We start from the raw sequence: 19,435 nt of genomic DNA, 5'->3' as shown, positions 1-19,435 counted from the left end.
GGCTGCTCAGCCGGCCAGCGCCAGCCGCGCGGCCAGCCGCGCCGGATCCGGGGCCGGCGAGTGCGGCAACCGGCCCAGGCAGGGCGCATCCAGGCGCGCGGACAGCAGCTCGAAGTTTTCGTCGCGGCAGGCCATGCCCGGATCGACCTCGCTGGCGATCCAACCCACCAGTTCGCAGCCGTCGGCGGCGATCGCCGCCGCGGTGAGGCGGGCGTGGTTGAGGCAGCCCAGGCGCATCCCGACCACCAGCACCACCGGTGCCTGCAGCGCGCGCACCAGGTCGGCCTGGTCAAGGTCGCCGGCCAGCGGCGCGGCCCAGCCCCCCACGCCTTCGACCACCACCACCTCGGCGGACGCGCGCAGGCGCGCGAACGCCTCCAGCAGCGGCGGCAGCGAGACCTCGATGCCCGCCGCGCGCGCGGCCAGTTCCGGGGCCAGCGGTTCGGGCAGCGCGTACGGGTTGAGGTCGGCGTAGTCCGGCCGCGGATCGCTGGCCACCTGCAGCGCCAGCGCGTCGGCATTGCGCCAGCGGCCATCGATGCGTTCGCAGCCGCTGGCCACCGGCTTCATCCCTACCGCGCGCAGCCCTTGCGCGCGCAGCGCGTGCAGCAGGGTGCAGCTGGCCAGGGTCTTGCCGGCGCCGGTGTCGGTGCCGGTGACGTAGCAGCGGTCGGGGATCGCGAGGTCCATGGCGGCCGGGGGACGGGAACGGTCCCGCATCATACGGGCGGCCACGCGCCGCCTGCGGAGCCGGCTGCCGAAGCGGTACCATGCAGGCATGTCCTTTACCGCCATCCCCCTCAGCGGCGACAAGCCGGCCCAGTACGAACAGCTGCTCGCCCAGGCGCGCGGCCTCCTCCACGGCGAGCGCGACCGCATCGCCAACGCCGCCAACCTGTCGGCGCTGGTCTACCACGCCCTGCCGGCGCTGAACTGGGTGGGCTTCTACTTCTACGACGGCACCGAGCTGGTGGTCGGCCCGTTCCAGGGCCTGCCGGCCTGCGTGCGCATCCCGCTGGACAAGGGCGTGTGCGGCGCGGCCGCCTCGACCCGCCAGACCCAGCGCGTGCCGGACGTGCATGCCTTCCCCGGGCACATCGCCTGCGATTCGGCCTCGCGCTCGGAGCTGGTGGTGCCGCTGCTGCGCGACGGCGAGCTGGTCGGCGTGTTCGACCTGGACAGCCCGGAGCCGGACCGCTTCGACGCCGACGACCAGCGCGGCCTGGAAGCGATCGCCGCGGCCTTCGTCGAGTCGCTGCAATGAGCACGGCGCAGCTGCGCAACATCGGCCCCAAGAGCGCGGCGTGGCTGCGCCAGGTGGGCCTGCGCAGCGCCGAGGACCTGGCCGCCGCCGGCGCGGTACAGGCCTTCCTCAAGGTCCGCCGCGCCGGTTTCAAGCCCAGCCTCAACCTGCTCTACGCGCTCGAGGGCGCGCTCACCGGCTGCCACTGGCACGACGTGCCCGAGGACCGGCGCCAGCAGCTGCTGGCCGAGCTGGAAGCGGCCAGCGCGGCGCTGCCGCCGGCGCGCGGGCGCCCGGTCGGCGGGCCGGTGACCACCGCCTTCTACAACAGCGACGGCGAAGTGCAGCCCGACGGCGGCGATGCCGTGGCCGACGGCCCCGCGGACGAGGACGACGGCCTGCCGACCTGAGCGCCCGCTCGCGGACCGGCACCCCCCGGCGGCCGGTCCATCGCCTACAATTCCCGCACGCAAGGTGACCTTGCCGGCAGCCGCCGGCCGGGTTGAAACGGGAAGCCGGTGCGTCCGCGAGGACAAGGCCGGCGCTGCCCCCGCAACGGTAAGCGAACGCAATGCCGCGACATCCGCCACTGTGCCCAGGCACGGGAAGGCGTCGCGGCTGGAACCCGGCGCCACGCCGCGTTCCCGGTCGCGAGCCCGGAGACCGGCCTTGCGGAACCCAGGTTGCGATGCGGAGGGCGTCGCGGCGTGCCGGCGCCACCATGCGCCTGTCCGCTTCCATGCGTCCTCCCTCGTGACTCCCCTCCCTGGCGCCGGGTGCGGCGCCAAGCACGCATGGAGCCATCGATGATCTTCCGTCCGCTCGCCACCGCCGTCGCCCTGGCGCTGGCAGCCTCCCTCCCCGCCCGCGCCGCCGACCAGGCCACCGAACTGGACGAAGTGCTGGTCACCGCCACGCGCACCGAGATCGCGCTGCGCGACAGCCTCTCGCCGGCGCAGGTGATCGGCCGCGCCGAAATCGAGCGCAGCCAGGCCACCTCGCTGCAGCAGCTGCTGGCCGGCCGCGCCGGCATCAACCTCACCAACACCGGAGGACTGGGCAAGCAGACCTCGCTGTTCCTGCGCGGCGCCGGTTCCAACCAGCTGCTGGTGCTGGTCGACGGCGTGCGCATGGGCTCGGCCACCGCCGGCCTGCCGGCGCTGCAGGACCTGCCGGTCGAGCAGATCGAGCGCATCGAGATCGTGCGCGGGCCGCATTCGAGCCTGTACGGCGCCGACGCGATCGGCGGCGTGATCCAGGTGTTCACCCGCCGCGACCGCAACGGCCTGCAGCCGCGCGCGATGGCCGGCGCCGGCAGCAACGGCCTGCGCGAGGCCAGCGCCGGCCTGGGCGTGGGCGGCGAACGCGGCTGGTTCGGCGCCGACGTCGCCCTGCTGCGCACCGACGGCATCAACGCCTGCGATGGCACCACCGCCGGCTGGGGCGCCGGCTGCTTCGCCGAACAGCCGGACCGCGACGGCTACCGCAACCGCTCGGCCAGCGTGCGCGGTGGCGGCCGCCTCGGCCAGGCGTGGACGCTGGAAGGCAGCGCGCTGCGCGCCGACGGCTACAACCACTACGACGGCAGCTGGGCGGACTATTCGGAAACCGTGCAGCAGGTGCTGTCGGGCAAGCTGCGTTACGCGCCGGACGCGCGCATGGCGCTGCAGGCCAGCCTCGGCCGCAACGACGACCGCTCCGACGATTACAGTCCCGCCGGCCTGGCCGGCAGCCTGGAGACGCGCCGCGAGCAGGCCGCGCTGCAGGGCGAGTTCGCGCTCGCCGACGGCCAGCAGCTGGTCGCAGGCCTCGACTGGGCGCAGGACCGCATCACCGGCACCACCGCCTACGTCGCCGGCAGCCGCGACAACACCGGCGCCTTCGCCGAGTACCACGGCCGCTTCGGCGCGCAGCAGCTGCAGCTGGGCCTGCGCGGCGACGACAACGAACAGTTCGGCAGCCACACCACCGGCAACCTCGGCTGGGGCTGGCAGTCCGGCGGCGGCCTGCGCCTGTCGGCGCGCTACTCCACCGGCTTCCGCGCGCCGAGCTTCAACGACCTGTACTACCCGTACTACGGCAACCCGGCGCTGCGCCCGGAGGAATCGCGCAACCTCAACCTCGGCATCGCCGGCGAGGGCGACGGCTGGCGCTGGACCGTGGACCTGTACCAGAACAACGTCGACGACCTCATCAGCTACGACTCCAGCACCGCGCTGCCGGGCAACATCGACACCGCGCGCCTGCGTGGCGGCGAGGCGACGGTGGCGACTTCGATCGCCGGCTGGGACCTGCAGGCGCAGTACAGCCACGTCGATCCACGCAACCGCTCGGCCGGCCCGAACCACGGCAGGCTGCTGCCGCGCCGTTCGCGCGACACCGGCCGCATCGATGTGGACCGCAGCTTCGGCGCGCTGGCCTTCGGCGCCACGTTCAACACCGCCGGCAGCCGCTACGACGATGCCGCCAACCTGGTGCGCGTGGGCGGCTACTCGACGCTGGACCTGCGCGTGGAGTACGCCTTCCACCCGGAGTGGACCGTGCAGGCGCGCGTGACCAACGTCGGCGACCACGACTACGAGCTGACGGACTGGTACAACCAGCCCGGCCGCGAGTTAGGCATCAACCTGCGCTGGAAGCCGAAGGCGCGCTGAGGCAACCGTCCCGGGCCGCGCCACCGCGCGGCGCGGGAGGGGCTGGAGACAGCCCGGCAACCGCGTCGAGGCGGTGGGCCCGCACGCCCCGTAGAGTCGGGCTTGCCCGACTCCCATGCCAATGGCCCTGCCAGCGTAGAAAAGGCAGCGGGGCAAGCCCCGCTCTACACGAAGCCGCTCTCCCCCGGAGAGAGATCAGGAGAGAGTCGGGATCGCTGCGCAGGCCGACGTGCAGCGCCCCGCGGTGCGGCTTCTCAGAGCAGCGCCGGCAGGTGGCGCAGGTCGTCGAGCACGGCGACCGCGCCGGCGGTGCCCAGGTTCATGCCGCGCGGATAGCCGTAGCGCACCAGCGCCACCGGCATGCCTGCGGCCACGGCCGCGTCGCGGTCGGTGGCCGAGTCGCCCACCATCAGGCAGTCGCCCGCCGCCACGCCCAGCACCTCGGCCAGGTGCAGGAGCGGCGCCGGATCGGGTTTGCGCTGCGGCAGCGTGTCGCCGCCGGTGAAGGCGCGGAAGAAGCCGGCGATGCCCAGGTGCTCGAGCAGCGGAGCCACCATCGCCTGCGGCTTGTTGGTGCACACGGCCATCGGCACGCCACGTTCGTGTAGCAGCGCCAGGCCCTCGGCCACGCCCGGGTACAGGACAGGCGAACGCAGCAGGCACTGCCGGTAATGGACCATGAAGCCGTCCATCACCGCTTCGGGCGCGCGGCCGTCGTCTGCATGGCGCAGTGCGGTAGCGACCAGCTGGCCCACGCCTTCGCCGATCCAGCCGCGCACCGTGGTTTCCGGCACGCGCGGATGGCCCAGTGCTTCGAGGGTGCGGTTGAGCGCCTCGGCGATGTCGCTCGCGCTGTCCACCAGCGTTCCATCCAGGTCGAACAGCACCGCCTTGGTCGCCACGCCACGCTCCATCCAGGGGAAGCGCGCATTGTAGCGACGGGGCCCGGGCGGCCCCGGCAGCTAGTGGACGCGCGCCGGGCCTGCCGGTGCCCGCGCCAGGGCGCCGGCGTGACCCTCCCACCCCGGTTCCTCGCGCACCGCGCGCAGCACCTGCACCAGCTCGCGGTAGGCCGACGCCAGTCGCGAGAACAGCGCCGCGGTGGCGCTGCGCCCGCCTTCGGCGACGTCGCGGTAGGCGCCGCGCCCCAGCTCGATGAAGTAGTCGACGCTGACCCGCCGTCGCTGCGCCAAGCCCGGGAACAGCCCGGCGATCAGCAGGCAGCGGTCGCCGACGTCCTGCAGCGCGTCGATGCGCGCGCTGCCCACCTGCGCCTGCGCATCCAGCCATTCCAGCGCCTGGGTGTAGGCGAGCAGTTGCGGGTCGCGCTGGTGGCGCAGCAGGGCGAACACCAGGTAGGCCTCGCAGGTTTCGTCCAGCGACTGGCCGCTGCGCCGGCAGGCATCGAGCACCAGCCCCTGCCAGACCTCGGCGGCCGCGCCGGTGCGGATCGACGACATGGCAACCTCCGCGTGTCGGAACACGCCGCGAGGCTAGCGCGAACGGAAAAGCCGTGCTGGCAGCAGCCGGCGGCGAGTGCTGCCAGTTGCGCGGCGGGTTTCAGGAGAACAGCGAGCCCTGCGGGGCGATGTCCTCTGGATCGCACAGGCCGCCCAGGCCCACGCCGACCAGCCGGTAGCGCGTGGAGGACGGCAGGTCCACCCGCGCGCGCAGGGCCAGCGCGATCCCGGCCAGTTCCTGCGCCGAGGCCGGCGGCACGTCCGGGGTATGGCTGCGGGTGAGGATCCGGAACTGCGCGGTCTTCAGCTTCAGCACCACGGTGCGGCCGACCCGGCCGGTCCGGCGGCCGCTGTTCCAGACCTTCTCCGCCAGGGCACGGATCGCCTCGTCGAACTCGCCCAGGCGCAGGTCGCGCTCGAAGGTGTCCTCGGCCGAGACCTGCTGCACCGGCTGGTCCGGCGTCACCGCCCGCTCGTCGATGCCGCGGGCGCGCCGGTACAGGCTGTGGCCGAAGCTGCCGAACAGCGCCTCCAGCCGCTCCAGCGGCAGTTCGCGCAGCTGGCCCACGGTCTTTACGCCCAGCGCGGCCAGCTTCGCCTCCATCACCTTGCCGACACCCGGCACGCGGTTCACCGGCAACGGGGTCAGGAACTGCTCCACCCGCGACGGCGGCACCACGAACTGCCCGTCCGGCTTGCGCCAGTCCGAGGCGATCTTGGCCAGGAACTTGTTCGGCGCGATCCCGGCCGAGGCGGTCAGCGAGGTGGCCTCGCGGATCTGCGCACGGATGGTGTGGGCGATCTCGGTGGCGATGCCGCCGCAGGTGGGCGAATCGGTCACGTCCAGGTAGGCCTCGTCCAGCGACAGCGGCTCCACCAGCGGGGTATGCGACAGGAAGATCTCGCGGATCTGCCGGGACACGGCCTTGTAGCGGGAGAAGTCCGGCGGCACGAACACCGCGTCCGGGCACAGCCGCTCGGCGCGCAGGGCCGGCATGGCCGAACGGACGCCGAACCGGCGGGCTTCGTAGGAGGCCGCGCAGACCACCGAGCGGGCCCCGCGCCAGGCCACCACCACCGGCCGGCCGCGCAATGCGGGGTCGTCACGCTGTTCCACCGACGCGTAGAACGCGTCCATGTCCACGTGGATGATCTTGCGCGGACGGGGCGGGGTCGCAGGCTGCATGCCCGCCTATTGTGCCGCCGGGCCGGCGCGGGAACCCCTGCCACCTGGCCCTGACCCGGGGACAGACGGGCGCGTACGGGCCCAACATTTGATTGAAACGGCATTTGACGGGCAAAATCCAATGCTTTTCCGGTCCGGACCCCGCATGAACCGCGCTTCTTCGTTCACCCGCGAGCAGCTGGAAGCCAGCGGTCGCGGTGAACTGTTTGCCACCGGCGACGCCCGCCTGCCGGCCGACCCGATGCTGATGTTCGACCGCATCGTCGAGATCAACGAGGACGGCGGCAAGTACGGCAAGGGCTTCATCCGCGCCGAACTCGACATCCATCCCGACCTGTGGTTCTTCAAGTGCCACTTCATCGGCGACCCGGTGATGCCCGGCTGCCTGGGCCTGGACGCGATGTGGCAGCTGGTCGGCTTCTTCCTGACCTGGCTGGGCGCGCCCGGCCGCGGCCGCGCCCTCGGCGCCGGCGAGGTCAAGTTCTTCGGCCAGGTGCTGCCGAAGGCCAGGCTGGTCACCTACGAGGTGGACATCAGCCGCGTCATCAACCGCAAGCTGGTGATGGCCCAGGGCGACGCCCGCATGCTGGTCGACGGCCGCGAGATCTACACCGCCAAGGACCTGCGCGTCGGCCTGTTCACCTCCACCGAGGATTTCTGACATGGCACGCCGCATCGCCATCACCGGCATGGGCATCGCTTCCTGCCTGGGCAACGACCTCGACACCGTCTCCGCCTCGCTGCGCGAAGGCCGTTCCGGCATCCGCCACCTGCCCGAGGCCGCCGAGCGCGGCCTGCGCAGCCAGGTCGGCGGCGCGGTCGACCTGGACCTGGACGCCGTCATCGACCGCAAGCTCAAGCGCTTCATGAGCGACGCGGCGGCCTACAGTTACATCTCGATGCGCGACGCGATCGCCGACGCCGGCCTGGACGAGGCGCAGGTCAGCAACCCGCGCACCGGCCTGGTCGCCGGCTCCGGCGGCGGCTCCAGCCACTGGCAGGTGGAAACCGCCGACCTGCTACGCGAGAAGGGCGTGCGCAAGGTCGGTCCGTACATGGTCCCGCGCACGATGTGCTCGACCGTGTCGGCCAACCTGGCCACCGCGTTCAGGATCAAGGGCCTGAGCTACTCGATCAGCGCCGCCTGCGCGACCTCCGCGCACTGCATCGGCGCGGCCGCCGACCTGATCCGCCACGGTGCGCAGGACATCGTCTTCGCCGGCGGTGGCGAGGACCTGCACTGGACCATGAGCGTGATGTTCGACGCCATGGGCGCGCTGTCGTCCTCGTTCAACGAGACCCCGGAGAAGGCCTCGCGTCCGTACGACGCCGACCGCGACGGCTTCGTCATCGCCGGCGGCGGCGGCATGCTGGTGCTGGAGGACTGGGACCACGCCATCGCCCGCGGCGCGCGCATCCACGCCGAGCTGGTGGGCTACGGCGTGACCTCCGACGGTGCCGACATGGTCGCGCCCTCGGGCGAAGGCGCGGTGCGCTGCATGCGCATGGCCCTGCAGGGCCTGGAGCACCGCAAGGTCGACTACCTCAGCACCCACGGCACCTCGACCCCGCTGGGCGACATCACCGAGCTGCAGGCGGTGCGCGAGGTGTTCGGCGACGACATGCCGCCGATCTCCTCGACCAAGTCGCTGTCCGGCCACTCGCTGGGCGCGGCGAGCGTGCACGAGGCGATCTACAGCCTGCTGATGATGCGCGACGGCTTCATCGCCGGCTCGGCCAACATCGAGAAGCTGGACGAGCGCGCCGAGGGCTTCCCGATCGCGCGCGAAAGCCGCGACGCCCACCTGGACCTGGTGATGTCGAACAGCTTCGGCTTCGGCGGCACCAACGCGACGCTGGTGTTTGCGCGGGCCTGAGGCCTGCCCCGGCAGCGCCATGAAAAGCCCGGCTCCGGCCGGTCTTTGTCATGCGCCCTCCCCACGTACCGTAGCCCGGGTAAGCGAAGCGCACCCGGGTTCCCGGCGTGCCGAGCGTCCTGGCCCGACGGCTGGTGTGCGGCGTTCCCCGGATGCGGCCTGCGGCCTTGTCCGGGCTACGGCCTGCCCCGCACCGGGGCGGGGAAGCTCACGCCGCCATGCCGCTGTGGCGCAGCAGCGCGTCGATGCTCGGCTCGCGGCCGCGGAAGGCCTTGAAGTTCTCCAGGGCGCTGCGGCTGCCGCCGCGCGAGAGTACTTCGGCGAGGAAACGCGCGCCGGTTTCGGCCAGCTGGTCCGGTGCCTCCTCGAACGCGGCGTAGGCGTCGGCGCTGAGCACCTCGGCCCATTTGTAGCTGTAGTACCCGGCCGCATAGCCGCCGGCGAAGATGTGGCTGAACTGGTGCGGGAACCGGTGCCATGCCGGCGGGCGGTTGACCGCCACCTCGTCGCGCACCCGCTCCAGCAGCGCCATCACGCTGTCACCGGCCGGATCGAACCGGCTGTGCAGCTCCATGTCGAACAGCGCGAATTCCAGCTGACGCACGGTGAACATGCCGCTCTGGAAGTTCTTCGCCGCCAGCATCCGCTCGAACAGTTCGCGCGGCAGCGGTTCGCCGGTGTCCACGTGCGCGGTCATCGCCCGGACCCGTTCCCACTCCCAGCAGAAGTTCTCCATGAACTGGCTGGGCAGCTCCACCGCGTCCCACTCCACGCCGTTGATGCCGGCCACCGGCAGCTCGCCGATGGCGGTCAGCAGCTGGTGCAGGCCGTGGCCCATCTCGTGGAACAGGGTGGTGACCTCGTTGTGGCTGAAGGTCGCCGGCTTGCCGTCCACGCCCTTGCCGAAGTTGCACACCAGGTAGACGATCGGGGTCTGCTCGGCGCCGCCGCGCACGCGGCGGTTGCGGCAGTCGTCCATCCACGCGCCACCGCGCTTGCCCTCGCGCGCATACAGGTCCAGGTAGAACTGGCCCAGCAGGCGTCCGTCCGCGTTCTCCACGCGGTAGAAGCGCACGTCCTCGTGCCACGCCGGCGCGCTGTCCGGCTTCACCTTCACCTGGTACAGCGACTCGATCACGCCGAACAGGCCGGCCAGCACCTTCGGCTCGGTGAAGTAGCGCTTCACCTCCTGCTCCGAATAGCTGTAGCGCGCCTGGCGCAGCTTGTCGCTGGCGTAGGCCAGGTCCCAGGGCTGCAGGTGGGCGAGGCCCAGCTGTTCGCGGGCGAACTCCTCCAGTTCGGCGCGGTCGCGGCGCGCGAACGGCAGGGCGCGGCCGGCCAGGTCGCGCAGGAACCCCAGCACCTCGGCCGGCGACTGCGCCATCTTGGTGGCCAGCGAGTACTCGGCGTAACTGGCGAAGCCCAGCAGGGAGGCCAGTTCCGCGCGCAGCGCAAGGATCCGGTCGATGTTGCCGCTGTTGTCCAGCTCCGCCGGACCGGCCTCCGAGGCGCGCAGTCCGTGCGCGCGGTACAGCGCCTCGCGCAGCGCGCGGTCCTCGGCATAGGTCTGCACCGGCAGGTAGCACGGCATCTGCAGGGTGAGCTTCCAGCCGGCCTTGCCGTCCTTTTCCGCGGCGGCGCGGGCCGCGGCGACCACTTCGGCCGGCAGGCCGGCCAGGCGCGCCTCGTCCTCGACATACAGCGCGAACGCATCGGTCGCATCGAGCACGTTCTGCGAGAACTTCGCCGACAGCGCCGCCAGCTCCTCCTGTACCGCCGAGAAGCGCGCCTTGGCCTCGTCGGCCAGCTCGGCGCCGCCCAGGCGGAAATCGCGCAGCGCGTTCTCCACCACCTTGCGCCGCACCGCGTCGTAACCCGCGTACTCCGGCGACTCCGACAGGGCCTTGTACTGCGAATACAGCGCCAGGTTCTGCCCCAGCGACGAGGCGAAGCGCGTCACCTTCGGCAGGTTGGCGTTGTACGCCTCGCGCAGCTCCGGCGTGTTCACCACCGCCTGCAGGTGCCCGACCTGGCCCCAGGCCCGCCACAACCGCTCGGTGGCATCCTCCAGCGGCGTCACGAAGCTCTCCCAGGTGACCGGCGAGACGGTTTCGGCGTGCTTCACCGCCACCTCGGCCCGGGCCAGCAGTTCGTCGATCGCCGGTCCCACGTGGTCGGGCCGGATCGCATCGAAACGCGGCAGGCCAGAGAAATCGAGCAGCGGGTTGTCCTGCATGGGAGGTATCGGTTCGTGGGGGAGTCGCATGAATAGATGTGCCCACCGCGCCGTGAAATCAACCCGCGCAACGGTGCGGACCGGCGCCGGAAAGGTCGCAACGCCCCAGGTAGCGCCGGGCCCGCCCGAACCCCACGCCCGGGATGCCAGCGTCCCGCAACAGCAGCGGGGCAAGCCCCGCTCTACAGGGATGCGACCGCCAGCCGGATGGGCTGGCTTACAGCTCCCCGCAGGCCTGAAGTCCCTCCAGCGTTCCGCCGGCGACCGCGTCGGCGATCGCCCGGTCCGCGCCTTCCACGTCGATGCCCTGGCGCGCGTACCACGCCGGGTCGTAGTAGCTGTGCGCGTAGCGCTCGCCGCTGTCGCAGAGGATGCTGACGATCGAACCGGAGCGCCCCGCCTCGCGCATCGCCTGCGCCACGCGCAGCACGCCGACGAAGTTGGTGCCGGTCGAGCCACCGACGCGGCGGCCCAGCACCGCGCTGACATGGCGCATCGCTGCCAGGCTCAGCGCATCGGGCACCTTCACCATCGCGTCCACGCAGGACGGAATGAAGCTGCGCTCCACCCGCGGCCGGCCGATGCCTTCGATCCGCGAGCCGCCCTGGATCGCAGGTTCCGTATCGCCCTGCCCCGCCAGCGCGGCCAGGTAGTAGTCGTAGAACACCGACACTTCCGGATCCGCGCACAGCACCCGCGTCGCGTGCCGGCGATAGCGCACGTAACGGCCCAGCGTCGCGCTGGTGCCGCCGGTGCCCGGCCCGCACACGATCCACTCCGGCACCGGATGCGGTTCCTCGGCCATCTGCTTGAAGATCGACTCGGCGATGTTGTTGTTCGCGCGCCAGTCCGTGGCCCGTTCGGCGTAGGTGAACTGGTCCATGAAATGGCCGCCGGTCTCGCGCGCCAGCTGCGCCGACACCTCGTTGATCGTGCACGGGCTGTCGACCAGGTGGCAGCGCCCGCCCTGGAACTCGATCGCCGCGATCTTCTCCGGCGAGGTCGAGGCCGGGATCACCGCGATGAACGGCAGGCCCAGCAGCCGCGCGAAGTACGCCTCCGACACCGCGGTCGAACCGCTGGACGCCTCCACCACCGTGCTGCCCTCGCGCAGCCAGCCGTTGGCCAGCGCGTACAGGAACAGCGAGCGCGCCAGCCGGTGCTTGAGGCTGCCGGTCGGATGGCTGGATTCGTCCTTCAGGTAGACGTCGATGCCCGGATAGCCGGGCAGCGGCAGCGGGATCAGGTGGGTGTCGGCCGATCGGTTGAAGTCGGCCTCGATCTTGCGGATGGCGGCGGCCACCCAGTCGCGCTGGGACATTGGAATGGTGGTGGACGGTATGCGTGGATTCTACCGGCCCCGGCGCTGGCGGCGGCGCTATAGTCCGGCGCAGGGCCCGCCGCGCGGACCCGGGAGCCGCGAGGATGGGGACCGCCCGTACCGCACGCCGCACGCTCTGCCCGCACCTGGCCGCCGCCGGTGGCCATGTCCGTGCCCGCCTGGGCGCGCGGATCGGCAGCACCGGCCTGGTCCTGGGCACGCTGTTCTTCGCCGCCTCGCTCACCCCCAGCCTCACCCCCCGCGTCGTCGCCGCCCAGGCCGTGCTCTCCGGCCTGTGCCTGGCCGCCGGCTACGGCCTGGGCGTGCTGCTGCGCTGGCTGTGGGAATACCTGCAACTGCCGCTGCCCGCCGCCGGCCGCGGCCGGCGCGTGGTGCTGGCCGTGTGCGCCGTGGTCGCGATGCTGGCCCTGTGGCGCAGCCAGCACTGGGAGAACATCGTCCGCGCGCTGATGCAGCTGGAGCCGGCCGGGCCCTTGCGCGGCCTGGGCGTGGCCGCCGGCGCGCTGGTCGTGGCGGTGCTGGCCGTGCTGCTCGGACGCGTGGCGCTGATGCTGGTGCACGCGGTGATGCGCCTGGTCGCCCGCCGCATCCCGCGGCGCATCGCCAATGTGGTCGGCTTCGTCGCCGGCGTGCTGCTGCTGGCCGGGCTGGTCGACGGCGTGGTGCTGCGCTCGGTGCTGGACATGCTCGACGCCTCCTACCGCCAGGCCGACGCGCTGATCCCGCCGGACATGCCGCCGCCCACCGCCTGGGACAGCCCCGGCAGCGCGCAGTCGCTGGTAGCCTGGAACGAACTGGACCGGATGGGCCGGCGCTACGTCTCGGCGCGGCCCACCGCCGCAGACCTCGCCGCCTTCGTCGGCCCCGGCGCCAGGGCGCCGCTGCGCGTCTATGCCGGCCTGCCCGCCGGAGACACGCCGGCGCAGCGCGCGCGGCTGGCGCTGGCAGAGCTGGAGCGCGTCGGCGGCTTCGAGCGCAAGGCGCTGGTGGTGATCACCCCGACCGGCACCGGCTGGGTCGATCCGGCCGGCATCGATGGCCTCGAATACCTCTACCGCGGCGACGTGGCCAGCGTGGCCGTGCAGTACTCCTACCTGTCCAGCCCGCTGACGCTGTTGCTGGACCCGGACACCGGCGGCGAGACCGCGCACGCCCTGTTCCGCGAGGTCTACGCACACTGGCGCACGCTGCCGCGCGGGCAGCGCCCGAAGCTGTTCCTGCACGGCCTGAGCCTGGGTGCGCTCAACTCGGAGCGCTCGTTCGAACTGTTCGAGCTGCTGGAGGAGCCGTTCGACGGCGCGGTATAGAGCGGCCCGCCCTTCGCCGCCAGCCGCTGGGCCGCGGTCACCCGCGCACGCACGCCCGGCACGCCGGTATGGCTGCCACGCTTCGGCGACGACGGCTTCGTGCGCTTCATGAACCAGCACGGCAGCGCCGCTCCGCCGGGCACGCCGTGGGGGCCGATGCGCGTGGTCTACCTGCAGTACGGCAGCGACGCGGTCACCTTCTTCGACCGCCACGGCTTCTTCCGCGAACCCGTGCTGCTGCAGGACCCGCGGCCGCCGGACGTTTCGCCGTCGATGCGCTGGTATCCGGTGGTGACGATGCTGCAGATGGCGCTGGACACCTCGCTGTCGATGAGCGCGCCGATGGGCTTCGGCCACGTCTATGCGCCCTCGCACTACATCGCCGCCTGGGTGGAAGCGACCGGCATCGACGACTGGAATCCGGACGACCTGGCCCGGCTGCGGCGCCACCTGGACCAGCGCCGCGCCGAGGAACTGGCCAAGGCCAGCGACGAAACCGCGGACGGCTGAGGGCGCGGCGACGCGCTCACGACTGCCGCGCGGCCGATCTGCACCCGGATTGATCCAGATCAGGGGCACGCGGCGCGGCCTCCGTAGGCTTGCCGCATGCCGAATACCCTGCCCTCCCCGTATCCCTTCCCTGCCCCGGCGCATGCCCCGGAACCAGGCCAGCGCATGCTCGACGCCTGCTTCCTCGGTCCCTACGGCGAGAACGACACCCTGCTGGAGAAGCTGGTGGTGGAGTTCCTGCGCGACCATGTGCACTGGCGCCGCAACTTCCATCCCGAGGATCCGCCGGCGATCCCCACCTCCGCCGCGCAGCACCCGGAATACCTGGCGCTGGCGGCGCGGATGCGCCGCGAGCTGCACCAGCTCTCCGCCGCGCTCAAGCAGTCGGTGCCGTTCCACAGCCCGCGCTACATCGGCCACATGGCCTCGGACCTGCTGCTGCCCGGCCTGGCCGCGCAGATCCTCGCCCTGCCCTACAACCCGAACAACGTCAGCGAGGATGCCGCGCCGATCACCGTGCAGCTGGAAGTGCTCGCCGGCCTGCAGCTGGCGCGCATGTTCGGCTATCCCAGCGATCCTTCGCGCCCGGACTGCGCCTTCGGCCACCTCACCTCCGGCGGCACCCTGGCCAACTACCAGGCACTGCGGATGGCGCTGGCGCTGAAGGCCTTCCCGGTGGCCCTGCGCGCAGCGGGCGTGCCCGACATCGGCGTGCCCGAGGACGACTGGCAGGCGTTCAACCTGGCGCCGGACGAGGCGATCGCCCTGCTGGTGCGCTGGCAGGACTGCCTGGCCACGCTGGGCGAAGGCGAACGCCGCCGCTGGCGCGCGCGGTTCCAGGAGCAACGTCTGGAGACGCTGGGGATGTTCGGGTTCTTCTCGCGCCACCCCGACCTGAAGGTGCCGCAGGTGCTGGTGCCGGTGACCGCGCACTACTCGTGGAGCAAGGGCCTGAAGATGCTCGGCCTGGGGCGGGCGCAGCTGCGCCTGGTGGCGACCCGCGGCATGCGCATGGACGCGGCGGCCCTGCGCGAGGCGCTGGAGCAATGCGAGCGCGAACGCCAGCCGGTGCTGATGGTGGTGGCGGTGCTGGGCAGCACCGAGTACGGCACCATCGATCCGGTCGATGCGATCGTGCAAGCGCGCCGTGACATGACCGCGCGCGGACTGGGCTTCGGCATCCACGTCGACGCGGCCTGGGGCGGTTACCTGGCCACCCTGTTCCGCAACCCGGACGGCAGCCTGCGCGGGCTGGAGGAAATCCGCGGCGAGTACCGCGCGTTCCCGCAGCCGGAAGTCCATGCCGCGTTCGCCGCGCTGGCGCGGACCGATTCGGTGACGGTGGACCCGCACAAGCTCGGCTACCTGCCCTACGGCACCGGCGCCTTCGTCTGCCGCGACCATCGCGCCACCGCGCTGCTGGCCGAACAGGCCGACTATGTGTTCAAGGACGGCGATGGCCAGGACTACATGACCCGCTACCGCCAGCTCGGCCAGTTCATCCCGGAAGGTTCCAAGGCCGGTGCCGCGGCCGCGGCGGTGTACGTCACCCACCGCGTGCTGCCGCTGGACCACGCCAACTTCGGCCTGATGCCGCGGCAGACGGTGCTGGCCGCCGAGGCCTTCCAGGAACGCGCGCAGCGCTTCGCGGACGAAATGCGCGGCGTGGTGGCCGCGACCGTGCCGTTCCCGCCCGACAGCAACCTGGTCGGCCTGGCGCTCAACCCGCACGGCAACCGCGACCTGGCCGCCGCCAACGCCTTCATCCGCCGCCTCTACGACGAACTGCGCTGCGACCCGCACCGGCCGCTGCAGGTCAAGCAGTTCTTTTCCTCGATCACGACGCTGCAGCGCGCGATGGTCGGCGGGGCGGAGCTGCACCGCATCCTCGACGCGCTTGGCATCGACCCGGCCACTGCGCCACACCCTGATGAACCCGTACCTGGTCGACCACGAGAACGGGATCAGCTACATCGACCTGTACTTCGAGTACCTGGGCACCCTGCTGCGGGACAGGACAGCGCCGTAAAGGCGGCGTCGCATGCAGCGCGCAACGGGCAGCAGGCCCGCGCGCCTGCCGCCGGGCTTACTCCACCGTCACCGACTTGGCCAGGTTGCGCGGCTTGTCCACGTCGGTGCCGCGGGCCAGGGCGGTGTGGTAGGCCAGCAGCTGCACCGGGATGGTGTGGATCACCGGGCTGAGCACGCCGGCGTGGCGCGGGGTGCGGATCACGTGGACGCCCTCGGACTCGCTGAAGTGGCTGTCCTGGTCGGCGAACACGAACAGCTCGCCGCCGCGGGCGCGCACCTCCTGCATGTTCGACTTCACCTTCTCCAGAAGCCGGTCGTTCGGCGCGATCACCACCACCGGCATCGATGCATCCACCAGCGCCAGCGGCCCGTGCTTGAGCTCGCCGGCCGGGTAGGCCTCGGCGTGGATGTAGGAGATTTCCTTGAGCTTGAGCGCGCCTTCCAGCGCGATCGGGTAGTGCAGGCCGCGACCGAGGAACAGCGCATTCTCCTTGGCGGCGAAGCGCTCGGCCCAGACCTGGATCTGCGGCTCCAGGTTCAGCGCGTGCTGCACGCTGCCCGGCAGCATGCGCAGCTGCTCGAGGTAGTCCGCCTCCTGTTCGGCGCCCACCTTGCCGTGCAGCTTGCCCAGCACCACGGTCAGCTGGAACAGCGCCGCCAGCTGGGTGGTGAAGGCCTTGGTCGAGGCCACGCCGATCTCGGCGCCGGCGCGGGTGTAGCAGACCAGCTCGCTGGCGCGCGGTATCGCGCTCTCCGGCACGTTGCAGATCGACAGGGTGTGCAGGTGGCCGAGCGACCTGGCGTACTTGAGCGCCTCCATCGTGTCCAGGGTCTCGCCGGACTGGGAGATGGTGACGATGAGCGTGCGCGGGTCGGCGTAGGCCTCGCGATAGCGGTACTCGCTGGCGATCTCCACGCTGCACGGCAGGCCGGCGATGGCCTCGATCCAGTAGCGCGCGGTCAGGCCGGCGTAGTAGCTGGTGCCGCAGGCCAGGATCTGCACGCCGGTCACCTCGCGCAGTACCGCCTCGGCGTTGGCGCCGAACAGGGTCGGCTCGAAGCTGCCCGCGTCGATCACCGCCTCGATGGTGTCGCCCAGCGCGCGCGGCTGCTCGTGGATCTCCTTCTGCATGAAGTGCCGGTAAGGACCCAGCTCCAGCGAAGCCAGCGACACGTCGGAAACGTGCACATCACGCTGCACCTGGCGATCGTCCTGGTCGAACACGCGCACGCCTGCACGGGTCACATCGACGGTGTCGCCTTCCTCGAGGAAGATCACCCGGCGCGTCGCCGAGACGATCGCCGAGACGTCCGAGGCGAGGAAGTTCTCGCCTTCGCCCAGGCCGACCAGCAGCGGGCAGCCCATGCGTGCGCCGACCAGGCGGTCCGGCTCGGAGCGGCTGAGCACCGCCAGCGCGTAGGCCCCGGTCAGTTCCTTCACCGTCGCCTGCAAGGCGGCCAGCAGGTCGCGGCTGCCGGCCATGTGGTGGTGGATCAGGTGGGCGATGACCTCGGTGTCGGTCTGCGACTCGAACTGGTAGCCCAGCGCGCGCAGGCGCTCGCGCTGCTCCTCGTGGTTCTCGATGATGCCGTTGTGGACCAGGGCCAGGTCGCCGTGGCTGATGTGCGGGTGGGCGTTGGCCTCGGTCACGCCGCCGTGCGTGGCCCAGCGGGTGTGGCCGATGCCGAGTACGCCTTGGAAGCCCTCCGCGGCAGCGGCCTGCTCCATCTCGGCCACGCGGCCGGTGCGGCGCACGCGGCGCACGCCGGCGGTGCCGACGATGGCTATGCCCGACGAGTCATAGCCGCGGTATTCCAGGCGCTTGAGGCCCTCGACCAGGACCGGAACCACATCGCGATCCGCGATCGCGCCGACAATGCCGCACATAGGGTCTTCCTACCGGAACAGGCCGAGGATTCTACCCGCAGGGCGTCGCCGCCCCGTCGCGCCGCCGGCGCGATCCGGGGCCTTTTCCGTGCCGCCGTTCACGCCTCGGAAAGGAAGCCCTGCAGCGACGGACCAGCGTCTCCGCCCCTGGCACTCCCCCGCGCGGTCCTCCCCTTTCCCGCGGTCTCCGTAGCCGGCCCCGGCGTCCGCCGTGTCCGCCTCCCCGCCGGAACTGTCCGGGCCCCGTCCGGCGGACACTGCGGACACTCCGAGGTCGCGCGTAAACCATTTCAAATCAATTACTTGGAGTTGGCACGCCACGTGCTTTGCCTTTACCCGTACGTCACCTGCCAACCGCCATCACCCCGATGATCCCAGACACCTCCGCCCAGGACCGTCCCCTCTCCTCCCCCGCCCACGCCCGTCCGGCGTGGCGCCGCTGGCTCTGGCCGGCGGTCGGCGGCGTCGCCTTCCTCGCGGTCGCCGGATGGGTGGTGTCCAGCTGGGGCGCCGGCTCGCGCTCCTACGACTCCGCGCGGATCCGCATCGCCGAGGTGAAGCGTGGCGACCTGGTCCGCGACCTGTCCGCCGACGGCCGGGTGATCACCGCCAACAGTCCGACCCTGTACGCCATCGCCGGCGGCACCGTCACCCTGCAGGTGGTGGCCGGCGACGTGGTGAAGAAGGGCCAGCCCCTGGCGGTGATCGACAGTCCGGAACTGCGCAGCAAGCTGGTGCAGGAGGAATCGACCCTGGCCAGTATGGAGGCCGAGGCCAGCCGCGCCCAGCTCGATGCGCGCATCGCCCGGCTCAACGCGCAGAAGGCCCTTGACCAGGCCGAGATCGACCACACCGCCGCGCAGCGCGACCTGGAGCGCTACCAGCGCGCCCATGCGGGCGGCGCGGTCTCCAACAACGAACTGGCCCGCGCCGAGGACGAACTGAAGAAGGCGCAGATCGGCCTGCAGACCGCGCGCAGCGACGCCGGCCTGCAGGACCAGGGCGCGGCGCTGGATGCGCGCAACAAGCGCCTGCTGGCCGATCGCCAGAAGGCGGTGGTCGACGAACTGCGCCGCCAGGTCGACCTGCTGACCCTGCGTGCGCCGTTCGACGGCCAGGTCGGCCAGGTGCAGGTCTCCCAGGGCACCAACGTGGCGATCAACGCGCCGATCCTGAGCGTGGTCGACCTGAGCGAGTTCGAGGTCGAGATCCGCGTGCCGGAAAGCTTCGCCCGCGACCTGGCCATCGGCGTGCCGGCCCAGGTCACCAGCCAGGGCAAGCCGTGGCCGGCCCAGGTCTCGGCGGTGTCGCCGGAGGTGGTCAACGGCGAGGTCACCGCGCGCCTGCGCTTCGACGACGGCCAGCAGCCGCCGGGCCTGCGCCAGAACCAGCGCCTGTCCGTGCGCATCGTGCTGGATACCCGCAAGAACGTGCTGATGGTCGAGCGCGGCCCGTTCGTCGAGCAGGGCGGCGGCCGCTACGCCTGGGTGGTCGACGGCCGCAGCGCCGAGCGCCGCCCGGTGCAGACCGGCGCCAGCAGCCTGGGCTACGTGGAAATCGTCTCCGGCGCCAGGGAAGGCGACCGCATCGTGGTCTCCGGCTCGGACCAGTTCGGCGATGCGGAGAGGGTGGCCATCAATTGAAGAAGCCGTGATTCGTGATTGGGGATTGGTGATTCGAAAAGGCAGAAGCAACGGCCAG

The 19,435-nt window shown here is 71.6% G+C and carries 14 protein-coding genes, 1 pseudogene and 1 riboswitch; of the genes and pseudogenes, 8 read left to right on the top strand and 7 right to left on the bottom strand.

Annotated elements, in window-relative coordinates:
* Nucleotides 1-6: 6 nt before the first annotated feature.
* The gene (bioD, locus tag PSEJ35_RS0109570) at nt 7-690 is read right to left on the bottom strand and encodes a dethiobiotin synthase (RefSeq protein WP_028917586.1); all 684 of its coding nucleotides are present in this window, start codon (nt 688-690) and stop codon (nt 7-9) included.
* Nucleotides 691-778: 88 nt separating this feature from the next.
* On the opposite strand from bioD, the gene PSEJ35_RS0109565 reads away from it, so the two are divergent.
* The 3 genes from PSEJ35_RS0109565 (at nt 779) to btuB (ending at nt 3,897) form a co-directional block, all read left to right on the top strand.
* The gene (locus PSEJ35_RS0109565; protein WP_028917585.1) at nt 779-1,264 is read left to right on the top strand and encodes a GAF domain-containing protein; all 486 of its coding nucleotides are present in this window, start codon (nt 779-781) and stop codon (nt 1,262-1,264) included.
* On the top strand, nt 1,261-1,653 hold the full coding sequence (locus PSEJ35_RS0109560; RefSeq protein WP_028917584.1) for a TfoX/Sxy family protein: 393 nt from the start codon (nt 1,261-1,263) through the stop codon (nt 1,651-1,653). Before PSEJ35_RS0109565 ends, PSEJ35_RS0109560 begins: the two co-directional genes overlap by 4 nt.
* 45 nt (nt 1,654-1,698) lie before the next feature.
* A riboswitch (cobalamin riboswitch) is annotated at nt 1,699-1,930 on the top strand.
* Nucleotides 1,931-2,049: 119 nt separating this feature from the next.
* Entirely contained in the window at nt 2,050-3,897 is a 1,848-nt protein-coding gene (btuB, locus tag PSEJ35_RS0109555) for a TonB-dependent vitamin B12 receptor (RefSeq protein ID WP_028917583.1), read from the top strand.
* Between the two features lie 254 nt (nt 3,898-4,151).
* On the opposite strand, the gene gph is transcribed toward btuB, so the two are convergent.
* The 3 genes from gph to dinB form a co-directional block, all read right to left on the bottom strand.
* Complete coding sequence (gene gph / locus PSEJ35_RS0109550; RefSeq protein WP_232207626.1) at nt 4,152-4,799, bottom strand: phosphoglycolate phosphatase; 648 nt, start codon at nt 4,797-4,799, stop codon at nt 4,152-4,154.
* A gap of 60 nt (nt 4,800-4,859) precedes the next feature.
* Nucleotides 4,860-5,357: a hypothetical protein gene (locus tag PSEJ35_RS0109545; protein ID WP_028917581.1), complete on the bottom strand. Its 498-nt coding sequence runs from the start codon at nt 5,355-5,357 to the stop codon at nt 4,860-4,862.
* Between the two features lie 100 nt (nt 5,358-5,457).
* Nucleotides 5,458-6,543, bottom strand: a complete 1,086-nt coding sequence (dinB, locus tag PSEJ35_RS0109540; RefSeq protein ID WP_028917580.1) for a DNA polymerase IV — start codon at nt 6,541-6,543, stop codon at nt 5,458-5,460.
* Nucleotides 6,544-6,688: 145 nt separating this feature from the next.
* Here dinB and fabA point away from each other — a divergent pair, with 145 nt between their 5' ends.
* Both fabA and fabB read left to right on the top strand, forming a co-directional pair.
* A complete protein-coding gene (gene fabA / locus PSEJ35_RS0109535; RefSeq protein ID WP_028917579.1) occupies nt 6,689-7,204 on the top strand; it encodes a 3-hydroxyacyl-[acyl-carrier-protein] dehydratase FabA in 516 nt (171 codons plus the stop codon).
* 1 nt (nt 7,205) lies between these two features.
* Nucleotides 7,206-8,420 carry a beta-ketoacyl-ACP synthase I gene (fabB, locus tag PSEJ35_RS0109530; RefSeq protein WP_037082956.1) on the top strand — a complete coding sequence of 405 codons (1,215 nt, stop codon included), beginning with the start codon at nt 7,206-7,208 and terminating at the stop codon, nt 8,418-8,420.
* Nucleotides 8,421-8,628: 208 nt separating this feature from the next.
* On the opposite strand, the gene PSEJ35_RS0109525 is transcribed toward fabB, so the two are convergent.
* Together PSEJ35_RS0109525 and PSEJ35_RS0109520 are read right to left on the bottom strand one after the other, a co-directional pair.
* On the bottom strand, nt 8,629-10,656 hold the full coding sequence (locus PSEJ35_RS0109525; protein WP_037082954.1) for a M3 family metallopeptidase: 2,028 nt from the start codon (nt 10,654-10,656) through the stop codon (nt 8,629-8,631).
* A gap of 217 nt (nt 10,657-10,873) precedes the next feature.
* Complete coding sequence (locus tag PSEJ35_RS0109520; RefSeq protein ID WP_028917576.1) at nt 10,874-11,977, bottom strand: PLP-dependent cysteine synthase family protein; 1,104 nt, start codon at nt 11,975-11,977, stop codon at nt 10,874-10,876.
* Between the two features lie 104 nt (nt 11,978-12,081).
* Here PSEJ35_RS0109520 and PSEJ35_RS15945 point away from each other — a divergent pair.
* Together PSEJ35_RS15945 and PSEJ35_RS15940 are read left to right on the top strand one after the other, a co-directional pair.
* Nucleotides 12,082-13,815, top strand: a pseudogene (locus PSEJ35_RS15945) (alpha/beta-hydrolase family protein).
* Nucleotides 13,816-13,980: 165 nt separating this feature from the next.
* On the top strand, nt 13,981-16,017 hold the full coding sequence (locus PSEJ35_RS15940; protein ID WP_232207625.1) for a pyridoxal-dependent decarboxylase: 2,037 nt from the start codon (nt 13,981-13,983) through the stop codon (nt 16,015-16,017).
* Here the strand turns inward: PSEJ35_RS15940 and glmS are convergent.
* A complete protein-coding gene (glmS, locus tag PSEJ35_RS0109505) occupies nt 15,902-17,734 on the bottom strand; it encodes a glutamine--fructose-6-phosphate transaminase (isomerizing) (protein ID WP_028917575.1) in 1,833 nt (610 codons plus the stop codon). The two genes, PSEJ35_RS15940 and glmS, sit on opposite strands and share 116 nt — an antisense overlap.
* Nucleotides 17,735-18,102: 368 nt before the next feature.
* Between glmS and PSEJ35_RS0109500 the strand changes: the two genes are divergently transcribed.
* Nucleotides 18,103-19,377 carry an efflux RND transporter periplasmic adaptor subunit gene (locus PSEJ35_RS0109500; protein ID WP_028917574.1) on the top strand — a complete coding sequence of 425 codons (1,275 nt, stop codon included), beginning with the start codon at nt 18,103-18,105 and terminating at the stop codon, nt 19,375-19,377.
* Nucleotides 19,378-19,435 lie beyond the last annotated feature (58 nt).

The organism is Pseudoxanthomonas sp. J35 (assembly GCF_000513995.1).
In the GTDB taxonomy this organism is placed as follows: Bacteria; Pseudomonadota; Gammaproteobacteria; order Xanthomonadales; family Xanthomonadaceae; genus Pseudoxanthomonas.
Note: the sequence above shows the minus strand (reverse complement) of the source record. Positions and strands in the feature narration are given on the sequence as shown.